This is a genomic window from Allomesorhizobium aridi, assembly GCF_043769475.1.
Classification (GTDB): Bacteria; Pseudomonadota; Alphaproteobacteria; order Rhizobiales; family Rhizobiaceae; genus Allomesorhizobium.
Map to the genome: position 1 here is coordinate 328,675 of NZ_CP171729.1, position 19,108 is coordinate 347,782.

Here is a 19,108-nt window from a genome sequence, read left to right on the forward strand (position 1 = left end):
AACTGTCTTTTTGCAAAGCGCCACGTATTGTACGGGTGAGCCAGATTTCGCTCTCGGCGCCGAAGTCACAAAGACAAGCCCATGGTCAGCAGCACGTATCGCGGCCACTCGACCCCATGCCGCCGAACCGCCAGGAGCTTTGTCCGAGCCGTGTCGAGCAAGTCCGCGTGATGAAAAGTTCAGGTGTTCCAAGCAAAACAGGGAACGGAAGACCTGCTACGGATGGATGTGTTCAGCCCTGGTGCGCGGCAAGAATACCCACCGAGGACGCCTTTCAGAGCGCCGAAATTGTGGGGTCCTGCGCGTTCGCTGCTTGGTCCTAGCTATTCAACGGATTACCCACTTGCCGACACTCCAATTTGCTGAAATCCGATCCGCCGCGCTCGCTGCACTGAAGCAAGTCGATGTCCCGGAAGCCTTCGCCATCGAGCAAGTCGATCTTCTTCTGGAAGCCGAGCTTCGTGGCGTTCCGTCCCATGGCCTGTTGCGGCTTGAGCGCATCGTGCGGCGGATTCGTAATGGCGTGGCCAATCCGAATACTGAAGGAAAACATACCTGGAGACAGCAATCCTTCCTCGAAGTGGACGGTGAGCGAGGCCTCGGTCCAGTGGTTGCCAACCATGCGTTGAATGCGCTGATGGAGCGCGCGTCCGCATCGGGTATCGCGCTAGCCGCCATCAAGAACTCCAATCATATCGGAATGCTTGGCTGGTACGTCGAGCGTTGCGCTGCTGTCGGCTTCTCGACAATCGCTCTCTCCACCAGCGAGGCACTTGTGCACCCATGGGGCGCGCGCCAGGCCATGATCGGAACCAATCCGATTGCAATCGGCGTACCGACCGGCGGCAAGCCTTTCATGATGGATACGGCCACGAGTGTCGTGTCGATGGGCGAAATACACGATCACGCCTTGCGCAACGTTCCGATTCCCGATCACTGGGCTCTCGATGAAAATGGTTCTCCGACCACCGATGCGCATGCGGCGAAGAAGGGCGCAATCGCACCGTTCGGACAAGCAAAAGGCTACGCGCTCGGACTGGCCTTCGAGTTGATCGTGGCCAGTCTTTCAGGAACAGCGATCGGGCGCGATGTGCGCGGCACGCTTGATGAAGATCAGGTCTGCAACAAGGGCGACATCTTCATCGTCATCAAAGGTCCCCATCGGGATCTTCAAGGCTACCTGGACGCAATCCGGTCAACCGCGCCCGCTGAAGGATTTGGTGCGGTACTCATTCCGGGCGAACGTGGTCGGGCCTGTCGCGAGCAGCGTTTGACCGACGGGATCCCAATTGCCGACGAAGTCTGGCGAAAGCTTCAGGATCTCGCGTCAGCCGCTGCGTGAACTCCTTGGCTCTTCTTAGGAAAGCGCGCGCCCGCAGAAGGTACCTCGCGGGCAGACGAGCCTCCGGAAGAGCGGGGATAAAAGACCAAACCAAGAAATCAACATCCTCGGGAGGCCGACGTGCTCGTGAGCTATGCAGACCGAATGAAACTGGTGAAGCCGTCGGCAATCCGGGAGCTTCTTCAATTCGGAGAAAATCCGGAGATTATCTCATTCGCTGGCGGCTACCCGGACCCCATGCTCTTTCCGGTCGAGAATCTCAGGGAGATCGTGAACCGGACGCTTAAGAACAATGGCCGATCCGCGCTGCAATACACGGTTTCTAACGGTATCCCGAATCTGCGGGCCCAGATTGCTCAGAAAATGACGGGCGAAGGCGCACCGTGCACAGCGGACGAAATCCTGATCTTGCAAGGCGGTCAGCAAGGCCTGGACCTCGTAGCCAAGATGCTGATTAATCCTGGCGATCTGATCATAACGGAGCATCCAACCTTTCTCGGCGCCATGATCGCGTTCAACCCATGCCAGCCGCGTTACGAAAGTGTCGAGATGGACGCTTCTGGAATGAGTGTCGACCACCTGGAGGAAACGCTCAAGCGCAACGGCGCACCGAAGTTCCTGTACACGACACCCGACTTTCATAACCCCACTGGCGTCACCTTGACGCTCGTACGGCGCAAGCGTTTGGTCGAACTCGCAAACGAGTTTGATTTTATCATTGTCGAAGACAGCCCCTACCGTGATCTCAGATACGAGGGCACGTCGGTCCCGCCGATCAAGAGCTTCGATACTGAAGGCAGGGTGATTTATCTCGGAAGCTTTTCAAAGGTGCTAGCGCCGGGATTGCGGATTGGGTGGGCTGCGGGATCCAAGAAGATTATCGAAAGCCTTGGGCTGCTTAAATTGGCTGCAGATACGCAGACAAGCACACTGAACATGTTCACGGTCTCGACCTTCCTGGAGGAATACGATGTGAACGAACTTCTTCAGGAGATACGACGGACCTATCGGCGCAAAAAGGACCTGATGCTCGAAACTATCCGCCAGACATTCCCGCAAGAGGTGGAGTGCACGGATCCTCATGGCGGACTGTTCACCTGGCTTACCTTTGAAAGGGGCTTCGACGCAGCGAAGTTCATGTCGGAAACGGCGTTGCCGGTCGCAAAAGTCGCCTATGTTCCCGGCGCGCCGTTTTATCCTCTCGAAGCAGAAGCCAATCATGCCCGCCTCAGCTACTCGCTGCAGTCAGATGAACTTTTGACCGAGGGTCTGACGAGGTTGGGAAAAGCTCTGAAGCAAGGCCGCTGAGAATATGTGCCGCATCGCGTTTCGGGCGCACGTGTGCTGCAAATCAAACGTCGACGGCTTCAGTCCGGTCGCACGGTTTGGCCACCGCACCGACAGCTATCGATAAGAGTCGTCCTGGGTAGTGGACCAACCCTCTCATAGCCGCGTCAAGAACGTCATCTGAACTGCGGCTTTAGTCAGAAAATGAGAACTCTCTTGTGGGCACCCGTTAGCTTCCTTGCAAAGCCTTCCTGCGTAACACCCAAAAACGAAGAGGGCCTTTTGTGGCCTGAATTTTACGGAAAGGACGTCTCGCCTGCGAAATTATGACCGTTCGATGAAATCCGAGTCCTAGCTAGAGTTGTCTTCGCCGAAGCGTCCTTGTAGGATGAAGCCCCTGGGTTCAGCGCCCTTGCTGACATTTTTAGGTGTGCATCTCACTCGGCAGGTTGTCTATGCAAACTACGTCTGAGGCAAGATGGCAGAGTTACGCGGACTACTACAGGTCCTCTGGCTACTCGGCATTCCCGCAGGAACATCGAAGCTCTCCGGGAAAACTTCGCTGTCGAATGATGCTAGCCGAGATCGGCCCCCACGACTACGTCGACCCCGATGTGCCTGAATTGGTACTGTCCTTCCCCCTCGAGATAGTCAAGCCCGGGCAGGTTCTTTGGAACGTTGGCGACGGTTGGAACAAGCGCGCTTGGACACCTGGCAGCTTCTTCGCGTTGCCACCTAATACTGCAAGCGCCTGGAAGGCTGAGTGCACGCGTCGCTTGTTGTTGATGGTCGTTCCCACGTCGACGCTGAAGCGCGTCTTTGGAACCTCGACGCCGGCAAGTTTTGGCGATGCATTCCTGCCCCTGTCGACCGACACTTTTGAGGATCCCTTCCTTCAGTCTTTGATGCTGAAGTTATGGCAGGTGTCAAAGGCATCCTTGCGGACTGACTACCTTTTGGCGGACGGGCTGCTGACTACAATGCTCAGCATGCTCCTGCAGCGGGCCGGCACTGCGGAGTTCAATCAGAAAATCGCACTGTCTCCGAGCAGGCTGAAGCGGGTCTTCGAATTCGTCGAAGCCGAGATCGAGGAAAGCATCAATGTAGTCGATATGGCGAGGGTCGCGGGACTAAGCAGCCGGCATTTCGGCAGGGCATTCGCGCTTGAAATTGGTGAAACGCCTCATCATTGGCTAATGCAGAAGCGGATCGATCGCGCCAAGCTCTTGCTTCTAAACTCAGACTTCGACTGCATGACGATTGCGGCTAAGTGTGGCTTCGCCAGTCAGAGCCATCTCACCGTCGCGATGAAAAACCAGGTGGGTGTTACGCCAACCAGATGGCGGCAATTTAATCGTCAGAACTGACCGGGTGCTCGCCTTCGTTGGAATGGGTGGCACTATCTCGATGAAGTCGATGCGTTTGGCAGAACCCCCGGACCTTCGTTCGGATCTGTGAACGGCTCGAACTGGTTTGTCAGGGATTCCCCAGCTATTTGTACTCATTTCGGCCTGTTCGCGGCGGGTGACCGCCAGAAAGACCATGCGCTAGACCCGACAGCTTTGATCGCCTGAGTGCACGCGCTCGCGTCGTCTCCGGTCGCGAGCAGCGACCAAGATTTTCTCCTTTTAGACAAGCGCGCAACACAGGCTTTTTTGTTTGCGCCGTGGCACTTTAGGGCGCCGTTTGAGATGGCGGTTTGATGATATTCTGGTCCGGTTGGCGGAAGCTTAAAAAAAGAATGCAGTTTAAGGTCTCCCTAACAAAGGCGGACCAACCGCCTGCTGAGTGATGATCCCGCCTGCGCCGACGACTGCATGTTGCGACAACACTGCCATTGTCGACTCGGCTGCTTGTGATCGTTGCCGGCACTCGGGAACTATTGCAGGTCAGTATCAATGTTCAGCCCTTCCCAACCAAGTCAGAGCGGCCAGTCGAGTAACGGCTCGGAGGCCATGCTTGAATGCAACGATATCACGATGCATTTTGGCGTTTTCTGTGCGGTACGGGGCTGCACATTTTCCATAACAAGAGGAGAGATTACCGGCCTAATCGGTCCGAACGGCGCTGGCAAAACTACAATGTTCAACCTCATTGCCGGTGCGTTCAAGTGTACGTCGGGCCAGTTCATCTACGAAGGCGAGGACGTCACCCGTCTTTCAACCGACCAACGCTTTCATAAGGGCCTCGTCAGGACTTTCCAAATACCCCACGAGTTTCAACACCTGACGGTTGTAGAGAACCTGATGATGGTGCCTCCTAGACAGCTGGGAGAGGGACTGCTCAACAACTGGATTTCACCGCGACGAGTCGCGCGCCAGGAAGCGGAAACCTACCGACGTGCGTGGGAAACCTTGAAGTTTCTTGAGCTTACGCATGTTGCCTATGAGCGAGCAGGTCGTCTGTCCGGAGGGCAGAAAAAGCTCCTTGAGCTTGGTCGGACGATGATGACCGACGCGAAGCTAGTCTTGCTCGACGAGCCGGCAGCGGGCGTCAACCGGACTCTCCTGCGCAAGCTCGAAGAGAAGATCCAGTTTCTGAACAAGGACAGGGGGTACACCTTCGTTCTCATCGAACACGACATGGAGATGATCCAAAAGCTGTGTGGCCCGATCTTCTGTATGGCCGAAGGGGCTGTCCTCATTCAGGGCGACTTCAACACGGTCAGATCTGATCCGAGAGTTCTCGAAGCTTATCTCGGTGAAACAGTTGGAGACGCAATATGAGCCTCCTGACTGTCACACAAGTCAGGGGCGGATACAGTGACGCCGACGTTCTTCATGGCGTTTCCATGGAAGTTGCTGCACGCGAAATCGTGGTGATCGTCGGTCCGAACGGAGCCGGGAAATCAACCGCGATGAAGGCCGTTTTCGGCCTTCTGAAGATCAGAGAGGGCAGTGTTGTCGCAGGCGGCGTCAACATCACCGGCTGGTCACCCAACAAGATCGTTCAAGCTGGCGTCAGCTACGTCCCGCAGGTCGACAACATCTTTTCGGAGATGACTGTCCACGAGAACCTTGAAATGGGCGCGTTCCTCAAGCGTGGCGACTTTTCCGCCGCTGCAGACCGTGTTTACCAACTTTTCCCGGACTTGAAGTCCAAACGAAGGACGCCAGCAGGCAGTCTTTCGGGAGGTCAACGCCAGATGGTGGCGATGGGTCGAGCCCTCATGCTCGATCCGAAAGTGCTCCTGCTTGATGAACCGACAGCGGGTCTGTCACCAAAATACATGGAGCAGATATTCCAGATTACCCGTGACGTTCGGGATTCAGGCGTAGCGATCCTTCTGGTCGAACAGCATGCGAAGCAGGCGCTCGCCTTTGCTCATCGAGGCTATGTCCTGGCATCCGGCGGAAACCGACATCACGGCACCGGGCACGAGTTGCTGGCGAATCGCGCCGTGGCCGAAATGTTCTTGGGTGGATAGGCGGCATCCAACATGGAATTCATCACCTTCATCAACTTCTATCTCGTTCCTGGAATTGTGATCGGCTCGATCTACGCATTGGGCGCCATCGGCATCACGCTCGTCTTTTCGATCATGCGCCACGCGCATCTTGCGCATGGCGACATGGCAACCTCAGGCGCATTTCTGGCACTGGCGGGCACAACAATCTTCGGTCTGCCAACCTATGCGTCGCTCCCACTAGCCATCTGCGCCACAGGCTTGATCGCCGTAGGCATCGACAAGTTGTTCTACTCGCACCTGCGAGCCCTACCCAAGATTCTGACGACGATCTCGTCCCTCGGAATTGCCCTGATGATCCGGTCGGGTGTGCAGATCGTCTGGGGTGTCGATACGCGCCTCTACTCCAACGGGATCTCCAGGCCAGAAAACTGGTTCGGGCTTAAAATAAAGCCGATCGAGATCTCAACCTTGGCAACAGTCTTCGTTCTCGTCGTCTCGCTGCTGGCATTCCTCGCAAAAACGAAGTGGGGCAAAGCAATGCGCGCGATGTCCGACAACCGAAATCTCGCCCTTCTCTCCGGCGTAGACAACAACAAGGTCGTTGCCCTGACGTGGTTCATCTCCGGCGGGCTCTGCGCAGCGTCAGGTTATTTCCTCGGAATCAATACAGAACTTAAGTCGATGATGGGATGGCACATCCTGCTCCCGACTTTTGCGGCAGCAATCTTGGGCGGAGTCGGAAAGATCGAGGGTGCGGTCGCTGGCGGACTCATCGTCGGTATCGTCGAAGAACTCTCCGTCATGTTTATCCCGAGCGAGTACAAAGCTGTCAGCTCGTTCGCAATACTTCTGTTGGTCCTAATTATTCGCCCAACTGGGTTGTTCAAAGGCAAAATTCTCTAGAGAGCGAACAATGGATATTATTGCCTTTCTAAACTACCCGATCTACCTCGCGATCTTGATGTGCATCTACGGGTGCCTAGTGATCGGCCTCAATGTGCAGTGGGGATATGCGGGCTTGTTCAATGCAGGCATCGCAGGGTTCTTCGCCATTGGCGCCTATGTCACCGCGATCCTGACATCTCCGGCTGCTGCTGACCGGGTCGGAGGGTTTGACCTCCCGGTCCCGGTCGGAATCCTTGGCGCGATGGCGGTAGCCGCCCTCGTGGCGTGGCCAGTCGGGAAGATTTGCCTGCGATTCCGCGGCGACTACCTGGCCATTGTCACGATCGGCGTCGCTGAAACGATCCGTCTCATCGCCAGAAGCGAGGATTGGTTGACAGGGTCAACGCGCGGCATCAACGACGTCCCGCGCCCTTGGGGATCTCTCCCCTACTTTCAATCGCAACTCGCGTATCTGGGACTCGCGGCAGCGGTCGTACTGGCCGTGTACCTGCTGGTCGAGCATCAATCCAAGTCGCCTTGGGGGCGCATGATGCGCTCGATCCGCGACAACGAAGCCGCGGCAGCCGCTATGGGAAAGAATGTCCCATACCGCCGTCTCCAAGCCTTCGTTTTGGGTGCGGCTTTCATGGGTTTGGGCGGCGCTCTGTACACGCATCTGGGGCGCTCGATTACTCCAGACGCGATCGATCCAATGATTGCCTCTTTCCTCATATGGATCATGGTCATCCTTGGCGGCTCCGGAAACAACAGGGGCGCTTTGCTCGGCGTCGTTGTTGTCTGGATGATTTGGTCGGCGTCGGAGTTTCTCACCGACATGCTTCCAACTGCGATCTCCCTGCAGGCAAAATACGGGAGAATATTTCTAGTCGGATTGCTTCTTCAGTTGGTTCTTCGGTTCAGGCCGGAGGGAATACTTCCCGAGCCACTGTCGAGGCTGCCTATAAAGAATCTGAAGGAAAACGAACGAGCAGAATAACCTCGAACATCCTGCGAATGAACGACCCTTGGATTGGGGAACAAAATGGAGATTGGCATGAAAAAGTGTATCGCAGTCCTCGCAACGCTCTTGAGCGCTACCGCACTGGCTTCGCCCGCTAAGGCAGACAAGACCATTGGCCTCCTTGGTGGAATAACCGGCGGAGCGGCGGCTTTGGCGCCGGAGATCATGAAGTCCTACGACTTCACGGTGAAGCAGATCAACGAGCAGGGTGGGCTCCTTTCGGGTGAAAAGCTCATTGGAGCAGTATTTGACGATGGCTGCACGCCTCAAACCGCTGCCGACGCCGCTACCAAGGCGATCAACGTGTCAGGCGCGATTGCGATTGTCGGCCCTTGGTGCTCGGGTTCGGTGCTTGCTGCGGCGAACCAGGTGACCATTCCCGCGGGGATCCTGGTGGTGACGCCGAACGGGACGTCGCCAGCGATTACCCATTTGAAGGACAACGACACCATTTTCCGCACAATGGCGTCCGACTCGTACCAAGGTCAGGTCTTGGCGAGAACGCTGCTAGAGCGCGGCGTGAAGCAAATCGCCGTTTCCTACATCAACAACGACTACGGTAAGGGTTTCGCAGAAGCCTTCAAGGCTGAGTACGAAGCAAAGGGCGGCAAGATCGCTGGGTATGCTGGCCACGAAGAAAACAAGCCATCCTACCGTTCCGATTTGGCCGAACTTGCGAAGGAAGGCGCTGATACGCTCCTTCTGATCGATTACGGCGCGTCGTCCGGATTGACGATTTTGCGCGAAAGCATCGCCAACGATTTCTTCAAGAATTACGTCGGTGGTGAAGGCATGAAGGCTGCCGCGTTGATCGAGACAATCGGCGCGGAAAACCTGAGCAACGTCCATATTTCTTCTCCCGTCAGCGAGGAGTCGGAATCCTCGAGATCTTCAGCGAACAGTTCAGGAAGTTCGGGGGCGATCCGAACGCCTTTTCGACGGCGACCGCCTATGACGCGATCTTCATGGTCGCGCTCGCGATCGAGAAGACCGGCGGTGACAAGTCGAAGCTTCCTGCCGCACTTCGCTCAGTCACCGGCGGCAAGGGCGAGCCCATCCTCGTCGGCGAGTGGAAGAAGGCCAAGGAGTTGATCGATGCCGGCAAGGAAATCGACTACAAGCCTGCGTCCGGCAACCTCAAATTCGATGAGAACGGAGACGTGCCCGGAAACTATGCGCTCTTCAAGATCGGAGCGAAAGATTTCGAGTTCGTGCAGACAATGAAGTGACTCCTCCGGAAGCGGTTTCCCGAGGCAAGATCTGCCACGGGGAACCGCTTCGAATAAGCGTCCGCTGAAAAGCGTCAACGGTAGCGCTTGCGGAGCTCCATTCGTGCGGACATAGCGAGCACCGCGAAGCGCGGGGAGCATTGTCTAGGCCATCGCGAAATTGTGACGACCTCAACAGCTAAGGACACGCGGACGCCGACAGAGCCTTCCACCGGCGTTTCAAACAGTCAAAGGCTCCGCGCGCTGGGCGTGGCGCTTAACACATCAGAATTGGAACGGTTTGCAATGGCTATCCACGGAACGATCCGCAGTCCGAGAGCAATCTATTTTGGCAGCGGTCAGCGTGATGCTGTTCCTGTGATCGTCCGGCAGTTCGGCACCCGCGCGTTTTTATGCAGCGACGAGCGGCTTCAGCAAGATCCAAAGCTTTCGGCACTCGTGGAGGCGATACGAGGTACCGGAATTCAGATCGAGACCTATGAGCGGACCGTCGCAGAACTTCCCCTGGAATGCATTCACGAGGCAGCTGGTGTGGCCAAGGATTTCAATCCTGATGTCATAGTCGGCATAGGCGGTGGCAGCTGCCTGGATCTCGCGAAACTCGTGTCTCTGGTCCTGAAACACGGCGACGACCTCTCCATCTTCTACGGCGAATTCAAAGTTCCTTCGCCGCTTCTCCCTGTGATTGCCATACCGACGACGGCAGGGACCGGCTCCGAGGTCACCCCTGTCGCGGTCCTTGGTGATCCTGCACGGAAAACGAAAGTTGGAATATCCAGCCCTTACCTCGTTCCCGAAATCTCTGTCTGCGATCCTGAGTTGACGCTCACCTGCCCGCCGAAGCTGACTGCTATCGCCGGCGCTGACGCTATGACGCATGCGATCGAGGCTTTCACTGCAATAAAGCGTCCGTTTGCTCCTGAACTGGCGTTGAAACAGGTATTCGTTGGGAAGAACATTCAGAGCGATGCCCAAGCGCGTGTTGCGATCGCAGCGCTGGCGGGCAACCTCAAGAAGGCAGTATCGGAAGGCAGTGATTCCGAGGCCAGAGAGCAGGTTATGTATGGCGCCATGGCCGCAGGTCTGGCGTTCGGCGTCGCCGGAACTGCGGCAGCACACGCGATCCAGTATCCGATAGGTGCTTTGACCAAAACTGCTCATGGCCTGGGCGTGGCGACACTCATGCCGTACGTCATGGAATACAATCGACCCGTTTCCACACCTGAGTTTGCTGAAATCGCCAGACTGTTCGGCGCCAGCGGAACTGATGACGAAAAGCTCGCCGATCTCGCGATTGACCTCGTGGCGAAACTCTTCGCGGATATCGGGATTCCGGCGACAATCGCTGACCTCGGGATAACCGAGGGGCAGCTCAACTGGGTTGCCGAGCAATCGCTGCTGTCGGCTCGTCTCGTTAACAACAATCGTCGCCCATTGGATCATGCGGCGCTGCTAAAGATCGCGACAGCATCGTTTAGCGGCGATCGTGATCACCTCCGAACCTGAAAATCAAAAGGTGTACCATGTCCCAAGCTAATCGAGCGTCCGCGACAGCTGACTTCGTCATCCTTCGATACGACCTTTTTATCGGCGGCGCTTGGCAGCCTTCTGCTTCAGGCGCTCGGATCGACGTTTCTGATCCTTCAACCGAGGACGTCATTTCGTCGGTTGCAGATGCCACTGTTGAGGATGGCATCAAAGCAGTCGACGCGGCTGCCGTCGCTGCGAAGACGTGGTCGGCGACCTCTCCTCGCAAACGGTCCGATATCCTCATGCGAGCCTTCCAGCTCATGACCGAGAAAGCAGAGTGGCTTGCCGAACTGATCTCTCGCGAGAACGGCAAGGCGTTGCCGGATGCTCGTGGCGAAGTCGCTTACGCTGCGGAGTTCTTTCGATGGTATGCCGAAGAGGGCGTACGCCTGAACGGCGAGATATCGGTTTCGCCGAGTGGAAATAATCGTATCATTGTTCAGTATCAGCCCATAGGTATCGCCGTCCTGGTCACCCCCTGGAATTTTCCTGCGGCGATGGCAACGCGAAAGATTGGACCGGCCCTGGCTGCCGGCTGCACCTGCATTTTGAAGCCCGCGACGGAGACGCCTCTGACTGCCTATGCTATCGCCGAGATCCTGACTGAAGCTGGGGTGCCCGCAGGCGTTGTCAACGTTGTGACGACTAGCAAATCCGGTCCTGTCATCGCAGCCATGCTACACGACCCGCGCGTCCGCAAACTCTCTTTCACGGGCTCTACCGAAGTTGGTCGAATACTACTTCGCCAGGCCGCGGATCAGGTCATCAGCTGTTCGATGGAGTTGGGTGGTAACGCTCCGTTTCTCGTGTTCGATGACGCCGACATCGATGCTGCCGTCGATGGGGCGATGATCGCAAAGATGCGCAACGGCGGTGAGGCCTGTACTGCCGCTAACCGTTTCTATGTTCAACGCGGAGTCCTGGAGGCATTTACTGCGAAGCTTGCCGAGCGGATGGGGGCGATGAAGGTCGGCATCGGCTACGATCATTCGACGCAACTCGGTCCGCTGGTCAATGCCAGCAGCCGAGACAAGGTGGCGTCGCTTGTCCAAGATGCCATAGCTCGCGGGGCCAAAATAATGACCGGCGGAAAAGCGCGGGAGGGCAAAGGCTTTTTTTACGAGGCCACCGTTTTGACGGACGTTTCGGCAGATGCCGCGATCCTGAATGAAGAGATCTTCGGACCGGTCGCCCCGGTCGTTGCATTCGAAACCGAAGAAGAAGGCATATCTCTGGCTAACCAGACAGAGTACGGCCTCGTAGCCTATATCTATACAAAAGATCTCGCTCGCGGCCTTCGCGTCTCCGAACAGATCGAGAGCGGGATGATAGCGTTGAACCGTGGGCTCGTTTCAGATGCCGCAGCACCCTTTGGCGGTGTGAAGCAGAGCGGGCTTGGTCGCGAAGGCAGCCATCACGGGCTGTTGGAATTCACCGAGGCGAAGTACATAGCCACTTCCTGGTGAGTGACGGAAATAGATCCAGGTGGACGCCCTCGCGAGCGTAGATGCCGGACTGTCGGTTCAAAGGCAGGTGGTCGCAATATTTGGAGACCAGCACATGGGCGATCAATCCTTGGCCTGGCCTACCGCGCTCGATCGGCAGGCTCGGCATTGTCGGCTGGGTGATGGCCTCGCAGTCCCGGCAGCTCAGTTTCGGCCGCACATGCACGACGACCTTGAAGTGTGACGGCACATATTCCAGCACCTCGCGTTCATCGTCGCTGATCTTGCGCAGCCGCTCGGAACCGCAAGCCGGGCAAGCACAGGCTCCGGTGTGTGTGATGACCTCGCGCAGGAGGTGATCGGGCAGCGGCCGGCGATTGCCCACACGCTGGGGCCTGGTCGGCTTCGGCATCACGCCTGGCATTGCCGCAGTCACATCGTGGCAAGCTTCGTTGGCGGCCTCGGTCTCCTCCAGGTCGCCGATGATCAACTCGAGCAGATCGATCTGGCGATCGAGCTTCTCGGACGACTGGCCGAAGCGCGCGCGCCGAAGCGTCGCCAGCTGGGCTTTCAGCTTCTCGATATGCAGCGTCTTGGCGTAGAGTTCGGCCTGCAAAGCCGCTGCGAACGCACGCAGCGCGTCCGGATCCGACGGCAATTCCGCAGTGGCGAGAGACATGCCGGCTTATAGCAAAGTCATGACTCGCGGGCGAGGATAAATGCTTGGAATCAGGAACTTATTTAGATGGCTTCCGGGCGCGTGACCGGTTCCGGCGCGGCGGTCCGTCGCCAATCAATCCCTTCAAGCGAGGGGACATAGGAATACCCCTGATACTGACGCTGATGTGGCGTTGTCGGCAGAGGTCGAGGTCGTCGAGCCGACCCATCCGCTTTATCGGCGACGCTTTCAGGTTGTCTCTGTCATACGCGAGTCGTGCACTGCCCGCATGGTGCGCGTGGAATGGCGATTCGGCCTCACGCTGCTGTTGCCTTTGAGTGTCACGGATATCGGAGCGTTCGAAGAGCCGCGCACGATGCGCACGAAGCTCAGCGTCGAAGCATTGGAAGATTTGGTGGCGGTGGCCGAGGCAAGCGAGGGCGCATGCCTGTCGAGCCCCGAGACGTCTGGCGCACGCTGCCGTCCACGCTCCGGCGGGCGGTCGTCGACGACCTCGCGTCAACGCTCGGGAAGGTGAGCGATGAGCTCGGATCTCATCACCACGCACCATCTGCAACGCAAGGCGGTCGTCTACATTCGCCAGTCGAGCCCGCATCAGGTGATCAGCAACCAGGAAAGTCTGCGACTGCAATACGCGCTCAGCCAGCGCGCCCGCGACCTCGGGTGGCATGAAGCCGATATCGACGTCATCGATATCGATCTTGGTCTGAGCGGTGCCGCCGCGACATACCGGCAGGGCTTCAAGGACCTGGTCGCACGCGTCACTCTTGGGGAGATCGGCCTCATCCTGTCGATCGAGGTGACGCGGCTGGCCCGCAATTGCTCGGACTGGTATCCGCTTCTTGATGTCTGCGGTCACCGTAGCTGCCTGATCGCGGACCGGGACGGCATTTACGATCCCGGCACGCCCAACGGCCGGCTTCTCCTTGGCCTGAAGGGGACGATCTCGGAACTGGAATTGCACACCATCCGCGGCCGACTGACGGCCGGCCTGCTCGCCAAGGCTGAACGCGGTGAACTGGCGCAGCCTTTGCCAGCTGGCCTCGTGCGCGATCCCAGCAGTGTCGTCACCAAGGATCCGGACCAGGAGGTGCAGGATCGCATCAGCTTGGTCTTCGACAGCTTCCTTTCTCTACGCACCGCCGTGCGGGTGATGCGGGCTTTGCACGCCGGCAACCTCTCGCTGCCGCGACGCGATCGGCATGGCGAGGTATGCTGGAGGCGGCCGACGATCCCGGCAGTGACCGACATGTTGAAGAATCCGGCCTATGCCGGGGCGTTCGTCTACGGCCGCAAGCGCCTTCGGCCACCCGGTCCATCCGGGCACCCGCAGAAGACGCCAAGGCCGATGCCGGAATGGAGGATCGTCGTGAAGGACAAGTATCCCGCCTATGTGAGCTGGGAGACCTTCGAGAAGGTCCAGGCCATCCTGCGCGACAACCGGAGCGACTATCTGCGTGTCAAGGGTCGCGGTGTGCCGCGCGACGGTGCTGCCCTGCTGCACGGCATCACCTGGTGCGGGGAGTGCGGGCACAAGATGGTCGTGCGCTACAAAGGCGGCAGCCAGTATGTCTGCAATCATCTGCGCCAACAGCATGACGTGCCGGAGTGCCAGTGCCTGCGGGCCGCGCCGATCGACCGCCAGGTCGCAGCCGCATTCCTCGAAGCCGTGGCGCCAGCCGAGATCGAGGCACTCGCCAAAGCGCGCAAGATGCGCCGCCGCGCCAACGACGCTCTGCGCCATGCCCAGGAACAGCAGATTCAGCGCTTGCGCTACCAGGCGTCTCTCGCTGAGCGCCAGTTCAATCGGGTCGATCCGGATAACCGGCTCGTCGCCTCCGAGCTGGAGCGGCGTTGGGAAGAGGCGCTACTGGAACTGAGACAGGCTGAAGAGACGCTCAAGGGTAAGACCGACGCCTCGCTGCCCGAGCCGCTCGGCATCGATCAACGCTTGCGGGCAAAGGTCGTGGCTTTGGGAGCGCGGCTGCCCACGATCTGGGTCGATCCGGCGACGCCTCGCGAGCATCGTAAGGCCCTGCTGCGCTGCCTGATCGACAAGGTCGTCATGCGCCGCGGCGCCCGCGACCGGGCCGAGGTGCGCATCGTGTGGCGCGGCGGTGCGACGACAGAACTCGCAGTCATGATGCCCGTCAATGGCCTGGCCGCGCTGCCGCGCCAGGACGAGATGGAACGGCGGATCTGCGAATTGGCCGCCAAAGGCGTCTATGACGATGAGATCGCGCGCATCCTCACCACTGAAGGTCACCGCTCACCACGGTGCGTCGATGCCGTGCTTCCCAGCACCGTGCGAGGCGTTCGTCTTCACCATCACATCAAAACCACGCGGCAGCGCACCCGGTGGCCTAAGATCGAAGGACGGCTTTCCGTCACGGAGCTGGCTACGCGACTGCGCATCCCGCCGAAATGGATTTACACCCAACTCCGGCGCGGCAAGCTTCTGACGTTCTTCGATCCTGCCGGCCGCTATCTCTTTCCGGACGAAGAAGCGGCCATGCAGGCCATAGGCAAGCTGCGCGAACACGGTATCGATCACGTCGATCTCAGGGAAGATCAGCCTCACGAGGAGGGGTATTGTTATGGGTAGTCGACGAGCAAGGCCAACTGGGCCGGCGTCAGCTGCAGCCGACCCGCCACGATCGGCGGCCAGACGAACTTTCCTTGCTCCAAGCGCTTGGCGAACAGGCACAGCCCGCTTCCGTCCCAAGCCAGGATCTTCAACATATCGCTGCGCTTGCCCCGGAACACGAACAGTGCCCCCGAGAAGGGATCGGCGGCCAGCACGTTCTGGACCTGGGCGGCCAAACCATTCATCCCTTTGCGCATATCGCACGGCTGCGTCGCCAAATAGACCCGCACCCCAGACCCGGGCGCAATCATGTCAACGCCTTCAAAGCAGATAGCACCCGCCGCAGCGCCGCCTCGCTGACCGCGGCGTCCACCCGCACGCGCTCACCGCTGACCAAGATAACCTCAATCATGCCGCGCTGTTCCGCTCCGGCCACCGCAGCTGGAGAGGCAGTTGGCGCGCTGCTGATGACCTCGACCGGGATCAGCTCCAACGGCGAAGTCGCCGACGCCGGCGGGCGCATCTGTCGCCGCCACGTGAACAGCAGGTTCGCATTGATGTCGTGCCGCCGCGCCACCAGCGACGCCGACGCGCCAGGCTCATAGCTCTCCGCCACCAGCCGCTGCTTCTCTTCGAGGGTATATGACTTGCGCCGGCGCGCGCGCGCTGTCTCGCCACGAAAATCTTGGCCTGCCACTCCATCCGTCGCGATCGTGTCCATTAAGCCCCACTCGTGGACACTATCTTAAGCGTCCAGAGCCCGACCCCTATCCGATCCGAGCCTCGCCACGGAAGGCGGTCATCACCGGGCGCTTACGTTCGACAGGCAGGAGAAATATCAGCAGCCGCCCGACTACGGCCCCGACCTTAGCAAGATCGTCAAATTTCTCGCCGTGGTCGAGAACCGGCTAGAGGCGGTCGAGAAATCGCCCATCCTGCAAAAAGGCCCGGAGCATTACGCGCGCGTCCTCGAGCATGGCGGCGACGGCCTGGTGAGAACCGCCGCGCTCGCGCTCGAGCGCCGGGCGTCCGACCTTGAGCGCGAGGCGGTCATCGACCGCCCGCAAATATGCCGGCGCGTTTCTTCAGAGGTTCGCCTTCCACTCCCGGAGCCGGCACGATCCGCTGCTTGCGGCCGTCGCCACCTTGAAGGTGTTCTATGCGGACTGACGCCGCGCCTGTTACTTAATCGCATCCTATTCGTCCATCTGACAAAGTCGGAGCGCGAACTGATCCTCGAAGACGGAAAAGCGTGGCCCCTTCCGGCAGGCATAGGCAGGCGTTACGACGGGTTGAGAAATATCAGGCGGACTGGTAAGCGGCTCTTAGCGCGACCTTATCGATCTTGCCAGTCGCAGTGCGTGGCAAGCGGTCCACGAATTCGACGCGTCTCGGCTTCTTGTAGCTGGCGATCAAGGAGCGGCAATGTTCGATGATCTCGTCCCCCGACACGTCTCCCTCAGCTACGACAACGGCGAGAACCGATTCTCCCGATACTTTGTCCGGTATCCCGACGACAGCTACCTCGGCAACGCGCGGATGCGCGCCGATGGCCATTTCGACTTCGCGGCAGTAGATGTTCTCGCCGCCGGAGACTATCATGTCTTTCTTACGGTCTACTAGGTACAAGTATCCGGAGGAATCGAGATAACCGACATCGCCGGTATGGTACCAGTTGCCACGTATTGCGTCGCGCGTCGCTTTCTCATTGTTCCAGTAGCCCGCCATATGGGTATCGGTCCAGGTAAGGACCTCGCCTGGAGTTTCGAGCGGACACTCCTTTCCCTCATCGTCGACGATCCTGATTGAAACGCTATAAGGAGCCTGGCCCACCGAGGCGAGCAGTTTTCTGCCAGGAACGGCGGCCAGGCGCCGGCTTGCTTCGTTCTGGCGGTGCCATTCGTGCAAAACCTTGTCGAGCTTCCGCAGTTCGTCTTCCAGTTCGAGGAGCCGACGAACCAGCGTCGACATCGCCACCTTCGCCATCTCAGGAAGCAGGGTCTGCGGATCATGCTCGTCGAAGACGGCGCGCGTTAGCTTTATGAGGTTCACCACACCCGGGTTGCAGACCAGTCCGAACTCCGCCAGATGCGCCCGCAAGGCGTTCGCCGCCATGGTGCGCTGGCGCACGATCAGAGCTCGGGTCCGATGAACCATCAGGATGCTTTGCTGTTCCGGCGTCTTGACCGGAACGAAGCGCATGGTCGGGCGCCGGACGGCTTCGCAGATCGCCTCGGCATCTGCGGCGTCGTTCTTGCCTCGCTTCACATAGGCTTTGACGTAGGCCGGCGGCATCAGCTTGACCTCATGCCCCAGCGCAGCCAGGGCTCGAGCCCAATGATGCGCCGTGGCACAGGCTTCCATGCCGACCAGACAGCTCGGAAGCGTGGAGAAGAATTTGATCATCTGCTTCCTGAGCAGCCTCTTCACCACGACGACGGTGCCGTCATCGGCAATACCATGAACCTGGAATACGCTTTTGGCCAAGTCGAGCCCAATCGTTGTAATCTTCATGCGGACGCTCCTTCCTCGGTGGTTCCGATCATCAACGGCCACCTTAAGGCACATCGATGCCGGCGTGAGGGGGCGTCCACCTCATCAAGCTTCGGATGGAACGATTCGTATTGACTGACGCCCAGTGGGCGAAGATGGAGCCGCACTGTCTTGGCAAGCCGACAGACCCAGGACGAAGCGGCAGCGACAATCGGCGGTTCATCGAAGCGGTGCTGTGGGTCGTGCGCACAGGCAGCCCGTGGCGTGACCTGCCCGCCTTCTTCGGCAACTGGAACACCGTTTTCAAGCGATATCGGGACTGGGTCAAAGCCGATGTTTTCATTCGGCTTTTCGAAGCCTGCTCGGACGAACCGGACATGGAGTACGCCATGGTCGACGCCACCATCGTCAAGGTCCATCGCCACGGCCAGGGCGCAAAAGGGGGACTCAGAGCCAGGCCATCGGCCGCTCCAAGGGCGGCATGACCACCAAGATCCTCGCGCTCACCGACGCGCTCGGCAATCTGGTCCGCTTCGTCCTCTTGCCCGGCCATCGCTTCGACACGGTCGGCGTGTCGCCGCTCATCGACGGCCTCTCCTTCGACGCTCTGATCGCAGACAAGGCCTTCGACAGCAACACCATCATCGCCGACCTCGACGAGCGCGGCGCCAAGATCGTCATTTCTCAGCATCCACGTCGAACCAAACCCTTGCCGCTCGATGCCGAGATGTACAAATGGCGTCATCTGATCGAGAATTTCTTCTGCAAGCTCAAAGAGTTCAAGCGCATCGCCATGCGCGCCGACAAAACCGACCAGAGTTTCAATGCCATCATCCATCTCGCCGCAGCCGTCATAAACTCCAGATGAATCTCAACAGGCCTTAGGCAGGAAGCAGTGCATGGCGCGAGGTGAAACGATCCAGTCGTTCATCGACAGTGGCGACACTCTTACCGCCTATTGCCACAACTCGCGGTGCCACCATCGTCAAGTTCTGGAGATGACGAAGCTGCGCGACCGTCTTGGACCTGATCATGGCGCAATGCATGACGATCTTGTGCCATTGCTCGTCTGTTCCAAATGCGGCGGTAAGAAAATCGGGCTGATCCGGTCGCCAAAAGGCAATGAGAGGCGCTTGCCCGGCGGCGCGCACAACAGCTATCAATTGGCCAAGGATGGGCGATAGGGACGCCGGAAAAGGGG

At 58.7% G+C, this 19,108-nt stretch carries 18 protein-coding genes and 3 pseudogenes; 16 read left to right on the top strand and 5 right to left on the bottom strand.

What is annotated here, in order from left to right; all coding sequences use genetic code 11:
* The first annotated feature begins 343 nt into the window (after nt 1–343).
* The 11 genes and pseudogenes from ACG873_RS03475 (at nt 344) to ACG873_RS03525 (ending at nt 12,169) form a co-directional block, all read left to right on the top strand.
* On the top strand, nt 344–1,342 hold the full coding sequence (locus ACG873_RS03475) for an Ldh family oxidoreductase (protein ID WP_394890459.1): 999 nt from the start codon (nt 344–346) through the stop codon (nt 1,340–1,342).
* A gap of 144 nt (nt 1,343–1,486) precedes the next feature.
* Complete coding sequence (locus ACG873_RS03480) at nt 1,487–2,650, top strand: PLP-dependent aminotransferase family protein (protein WP_394890460.1); 1,164 nt, start codon at nt 1,487–1,489, stop codon at nt 2,648–2,650.
* A 548-nt stretch (nt 2,651–3,198) separates the two neighbouring features.
* Nucleotides 3,199–3,996 carry a helix-turn-helix domain-containing protein gene (locus tag ACG873_RS03485; RefSeq protein WP_394890461.1) on the top strand — a complete coding sequence of 266 codons (798 nt, stop codon included), beginning with the start codon at nt 3,199–3,201 and terminating at the stop codon, nt 3,994–3,996.
* A gap of 588 nt (nt 3,997–4,584) precedes the next feature.
* Nucleotides 4,585–5,355 carry an ABC transporter ATP-binding protein gene (locus ACG873_RS03490; protein ID WP_394890462.1) on the top strand — a complete coding sequence of 257 codons (771 nt, stop codon included), beginning with the start codon at nt 4,585–4,587 and terminating at the stop codon, nt 5,353–5,355.
* Entirely contained in the window at nt 5,352–6,056 is a 705-nt protein-coding gene (locus ACG873_RS03495) for an ABC transporter ATP-binding protein (RefSeq protein ID WP_394890463.1), read from the top strand. Before ACG873_RS03490 ends, ACG873_RS03495 begins: the two co-directional genes overlap by 4 nt.
* A gap of 12 nt (nt 6,057–6,068) precedes the next feature.
* Nucleotides 6,069–6,941: a branched-chain amino acid ABC transporter permease gene (locus ACG873_RS03500; RefSeq protein ID WP_394890464.1), complete on the top strand. Its 873-nt coding sequence runs from the start codon at nt 6,069–6,071 to the stop codon at nt 6,939–6,941.
* 10 nt (nt 6,942–6,951) lie between these two features.
* Nucleotides 6,952–7,920: a branched-chain amino acid ABC transporter permease gene (locus tag ACG873_RS03505; RefSeq protein WP_394890465.1), complete on the top strand. Its 969-nt coding sequence runs from the start codon at nt 6,952–6,954 to the stop codon at nt 7,918–7,920.
* Nucleotides 7,921–8,109: 189 nt separating this feature from the next.
* Nucleotides 8,110–8,769: pseudogene (locus tag ACG873_RS03510) on the top strand (ABC transporter substrate-binding protein); the annotation flags it as partial.
* 140 nt (nt 8,770–8,909) lie between these two features.
* The gene (locus ACG873_RS03515) at nt 8,910–9,173 is read left to right on the top strand and encodes a hypothetical protein (protein WP_394890466.1); all 264 of its coding nucleotides are present in this window, start codon (nt 8,910–8,912) and stop codon (nt 9,171–9,173) included.
* A 285-nt stretch (nt 9,174–9,458) separates the two neighbouring features.
* Nucleotides 9,459–10,679 (top strand): iron-containing alcohol dehydrogenase, encoded by a 1,221-nt coding sequence (locus ACG873_RS03520; RefSeq protein ID WP_394890467.1) that lies wholly within the window; start codon nt 9,459–9,461, stop codon nt 10,677–10,679.
* Nucleotides 10,680–10,696: 17 nt separating this feature from the next.
* A complete protein-coding gene (locus ACG873_RS03525; RefSeq protein WP_394890468.1) occupies nt 10,697–12,169 on the top strand; it encodes an NAD-dependent succinate-semialdehyde dehydrogenase in 1,473 nt (490 codons plus the stop codon).
* On the opposite strand, the gene ACG873_RS03530 is transcribed toward ACG873_RS03525, so the two are convergent.
* Complete coding sequence (locus ACG873_RS03530; RefSeq protein WP_394890469.1) at nt 12,135–12,827, bottom strand: IS66 family transposase zinc-finger binding domain-containing protein; 693 nt, start codon at nt 12,825–12,827, stop codon at nt 12,135–12,137. The genes ACG873_RS03525 and ACG873_RS03530 overlap by 35 nt on opposite strands.
* A gap of 172 nt (nt 12,828–12,999) precedes the next feature.
* Between ACG873_RS03530 and ACG873_RS03535 the strand changes: the two genes are divergently transcribed.
* Entirely contained in the window at nt 13,000–13,344 is a 345-nt protein-coding gene (locus tag ACG873_RS03535) for a hypothetical protein (protein WP_394890470.1), read from the top strand.
* 3 nt (nt 13,345–13,347) lie between these two features.
* Nucleotides 13,348–15,432, top strand: a complete 2,085-nt coding sequence (locus ACG873_RS03540; protein WP_394890471.1) for a recombinase family protein — start codon at nt 13,348–13,350, stop codon at nt 15,430–15,432.
* Here the strand turns inward: ACG873_RS03540 and tnpB are convergent.
* Nucleotides 15,423–15,725 carry an IS66 family insertion sequence element accessory protein TnpB gene (gene tnpB, locus ACG873_RS03545; RefSeq protein ID WP_394890472.1) on the bottom strand — a complete coding sequence of 101 codons (303 nt, stop codon included), beginning with the start codon at nt 15,723–15,725 and terminating at the stop codon, nt 15,423–15,425. The two genes, ACG873_RS03540 and tnpB, sit on opposite strands and share 10 nt — an antisense overlap.
* Complete coding sequence (tnpA, locus tag ACG873_RS03550; RefSeq protein ID WP_394890473.1) at nt 15,722–16,135, bottom strand: IS66-like element accessory protein TnpA; 414 nt, start codon at nt 16,133–16,135, stop codon at nt 15,722–15,724. The genes tnpB and tnpA overlap by 4 nt, the downstream gene beginning before the upstream one ends.
* Nucleotides 16,136–16,286: 151 nt before the next feature.
* Between tnpA and ACG873_RS03555 the strand changes: the two are divergent.
* Nucleotides 16,287–16,403 (top strand): annotated as a pseudogene (locus tag ACG873_RS03555) (DUF6118 family protein); the annotation flags it as partial.
* 313 nt (nt 16,404–16,716) lie between these two features.
* Here the strand turns inward: ACG873_RS03555 and ACG873_RS03560 are convergent.
* A complete protein-coding gene (locus ACG873_RS03560; RefSeq protein ID WP_394893332.1) occupies nt 16,717–17,142 on the bottom strand; it encodes a class I adenylate-forming enzyme family protein in 426 nt (141 codons plus the stop codon).
* Between the two features lie 123 nt (nt 17,143–17,265).
* Nucleotides 17,266–17,928: pseudogene (locus tag ACG873_RS03565) on the bottom strand (IS110 family transposase); the annotation flags it as partial.
* Between the two features lie 95 nt (nt 17,929–18,023).
* Between ACG873_RS03565 and ACG873_RS03570 the strand changes: the two are divergent.
* Both ACG873_RS03570 and ACG873_RS03575 read left to right on the top strand, forming a co-directional pair.
* Nucleotides 18,024–18,775 (top strand): IS5 family transposase gene (locus ACG873_RS03570; protein WP_394890475.1). Its coding sequence is split into 2 segments (ribosomal slippage): nt 18,024–18,354 and nt 18,354–18,775, totalling 753 coding nucleotides; the frame shifts between segments, so codons are not numbered across the junction.
* A 31-nt stretch (nt 18,776–18,806) separates the two neighbouring features.
* Nucleotides 18,807–19,091, top strand: coding sequence for a hypothetical protein (locus ACG873_RS03575; protein ID WP_394890476.1), 285 nt, complete (start codon nt 18,807–18,809; stop codon nt 19,089–19,091).
* Nucleotides 19,092–19,108: the final 17 nt, after the last annotated feature.

Coding starts and splice junctions, on each gene's coding strand:
- ACG873_RS03540 (WP_394890471.1), top strand. CDS start 13,348: ATGAGCTCGGATCTCATCACCACGCACCATCTGCAACGCAAGGCGGTC.
- ACG873_RS03515 (WP_394890466.1), top strand. CDS start 8,910: ATGGTCGCGCTCGCGATCGAGAAGACCGGCGGTGACAAGTCGAAGCTT.
- ACG873_RS03495 (WP_394890463.1), top strand. CDS start 5,352: ATGAGCCTCCTGACTGTCACACAAGTCAGGGGCGGATACAGTGACGCC.
- ACG873_RS03520 (WP_394890467.1), top strand. CDS start 9,459: ATGGCTATCCACGGAACGATCCGCAGTCCGAGAGCAATCTATTTTGGC.
- tnpA (WP_394890473.1), bottom strand. CDS start 16,135: ATGGACACGATCGCGACGGATGGAGTGGCAGGCCAAGATTTTCGTGGC.
- ACG873_RS03500 (WP_394890464.1), top strand. CDS start 6,069: ATGGAATTCATCACCTTCATCAACTTCTATCTCGTTCCTGGAATTGTG.
- ACG873_RS03530 (WP_394890469.1), bottom strand. CDS start 12,827: ATGTCTCTCGCCACTGCGGAATTGCCGTCGGATCCGGACGCGCTGCGT.
- ACG873_RS03505 (WP_394890465.1), top strand. CDS start 6,952: ATGGATATTATTGCCTTTCTAAACTACCCGATCTACCTCGCGATCTTG.
- ACG873_RS03560 (WP_394893332.1), bottom strand. CDS start 17,142: ATGGCGGGCTACTGGAACAATGAGAAAGCGACGCGCGACGCAATACGT.
- ACG873_RS03480 (WP_394890460.1), top strand. CDS start 1,487: ATGAAACTGGTGAAGCCGTCGGCAATCCGGGAGCTTCTTCAATTCGGA.
- ACG873_RS03525 (WP_394890468.1), top strand. CDS start 10,697: ATGTCCCAAGCTAATCGAGCGTCCGCGACAGCTGACTTCGTCATCCTT.
- ACG873_RS03490 (WP_394890462.1), top strand. CDS start 4,585: ATGCTTGAATGCAACGATATCACGATGCATTTTGGCGTTTTCTGTGCG.
- ACG873_RS03485 (WP_394890461.1), top strand. CDS start 3,199: ATGATGCTAGCCGAGATCGGCCCCCACGACTACGTCGACCCCGATGTG.
- tnpB (WP_394890472.1), bottom strand. CDS start 15,725: ATGATTGCGCCCGGGTCTGGGGTGCGGGTCTATTTGGCGACGCAGCCG.
- ACG873_RS03575 (WP_394890476.1), top strand. CDS start 18,807: ATGGCGCGAGGTGAAACGATCCAGTCGTTCATCGACAGTGGCGACACT.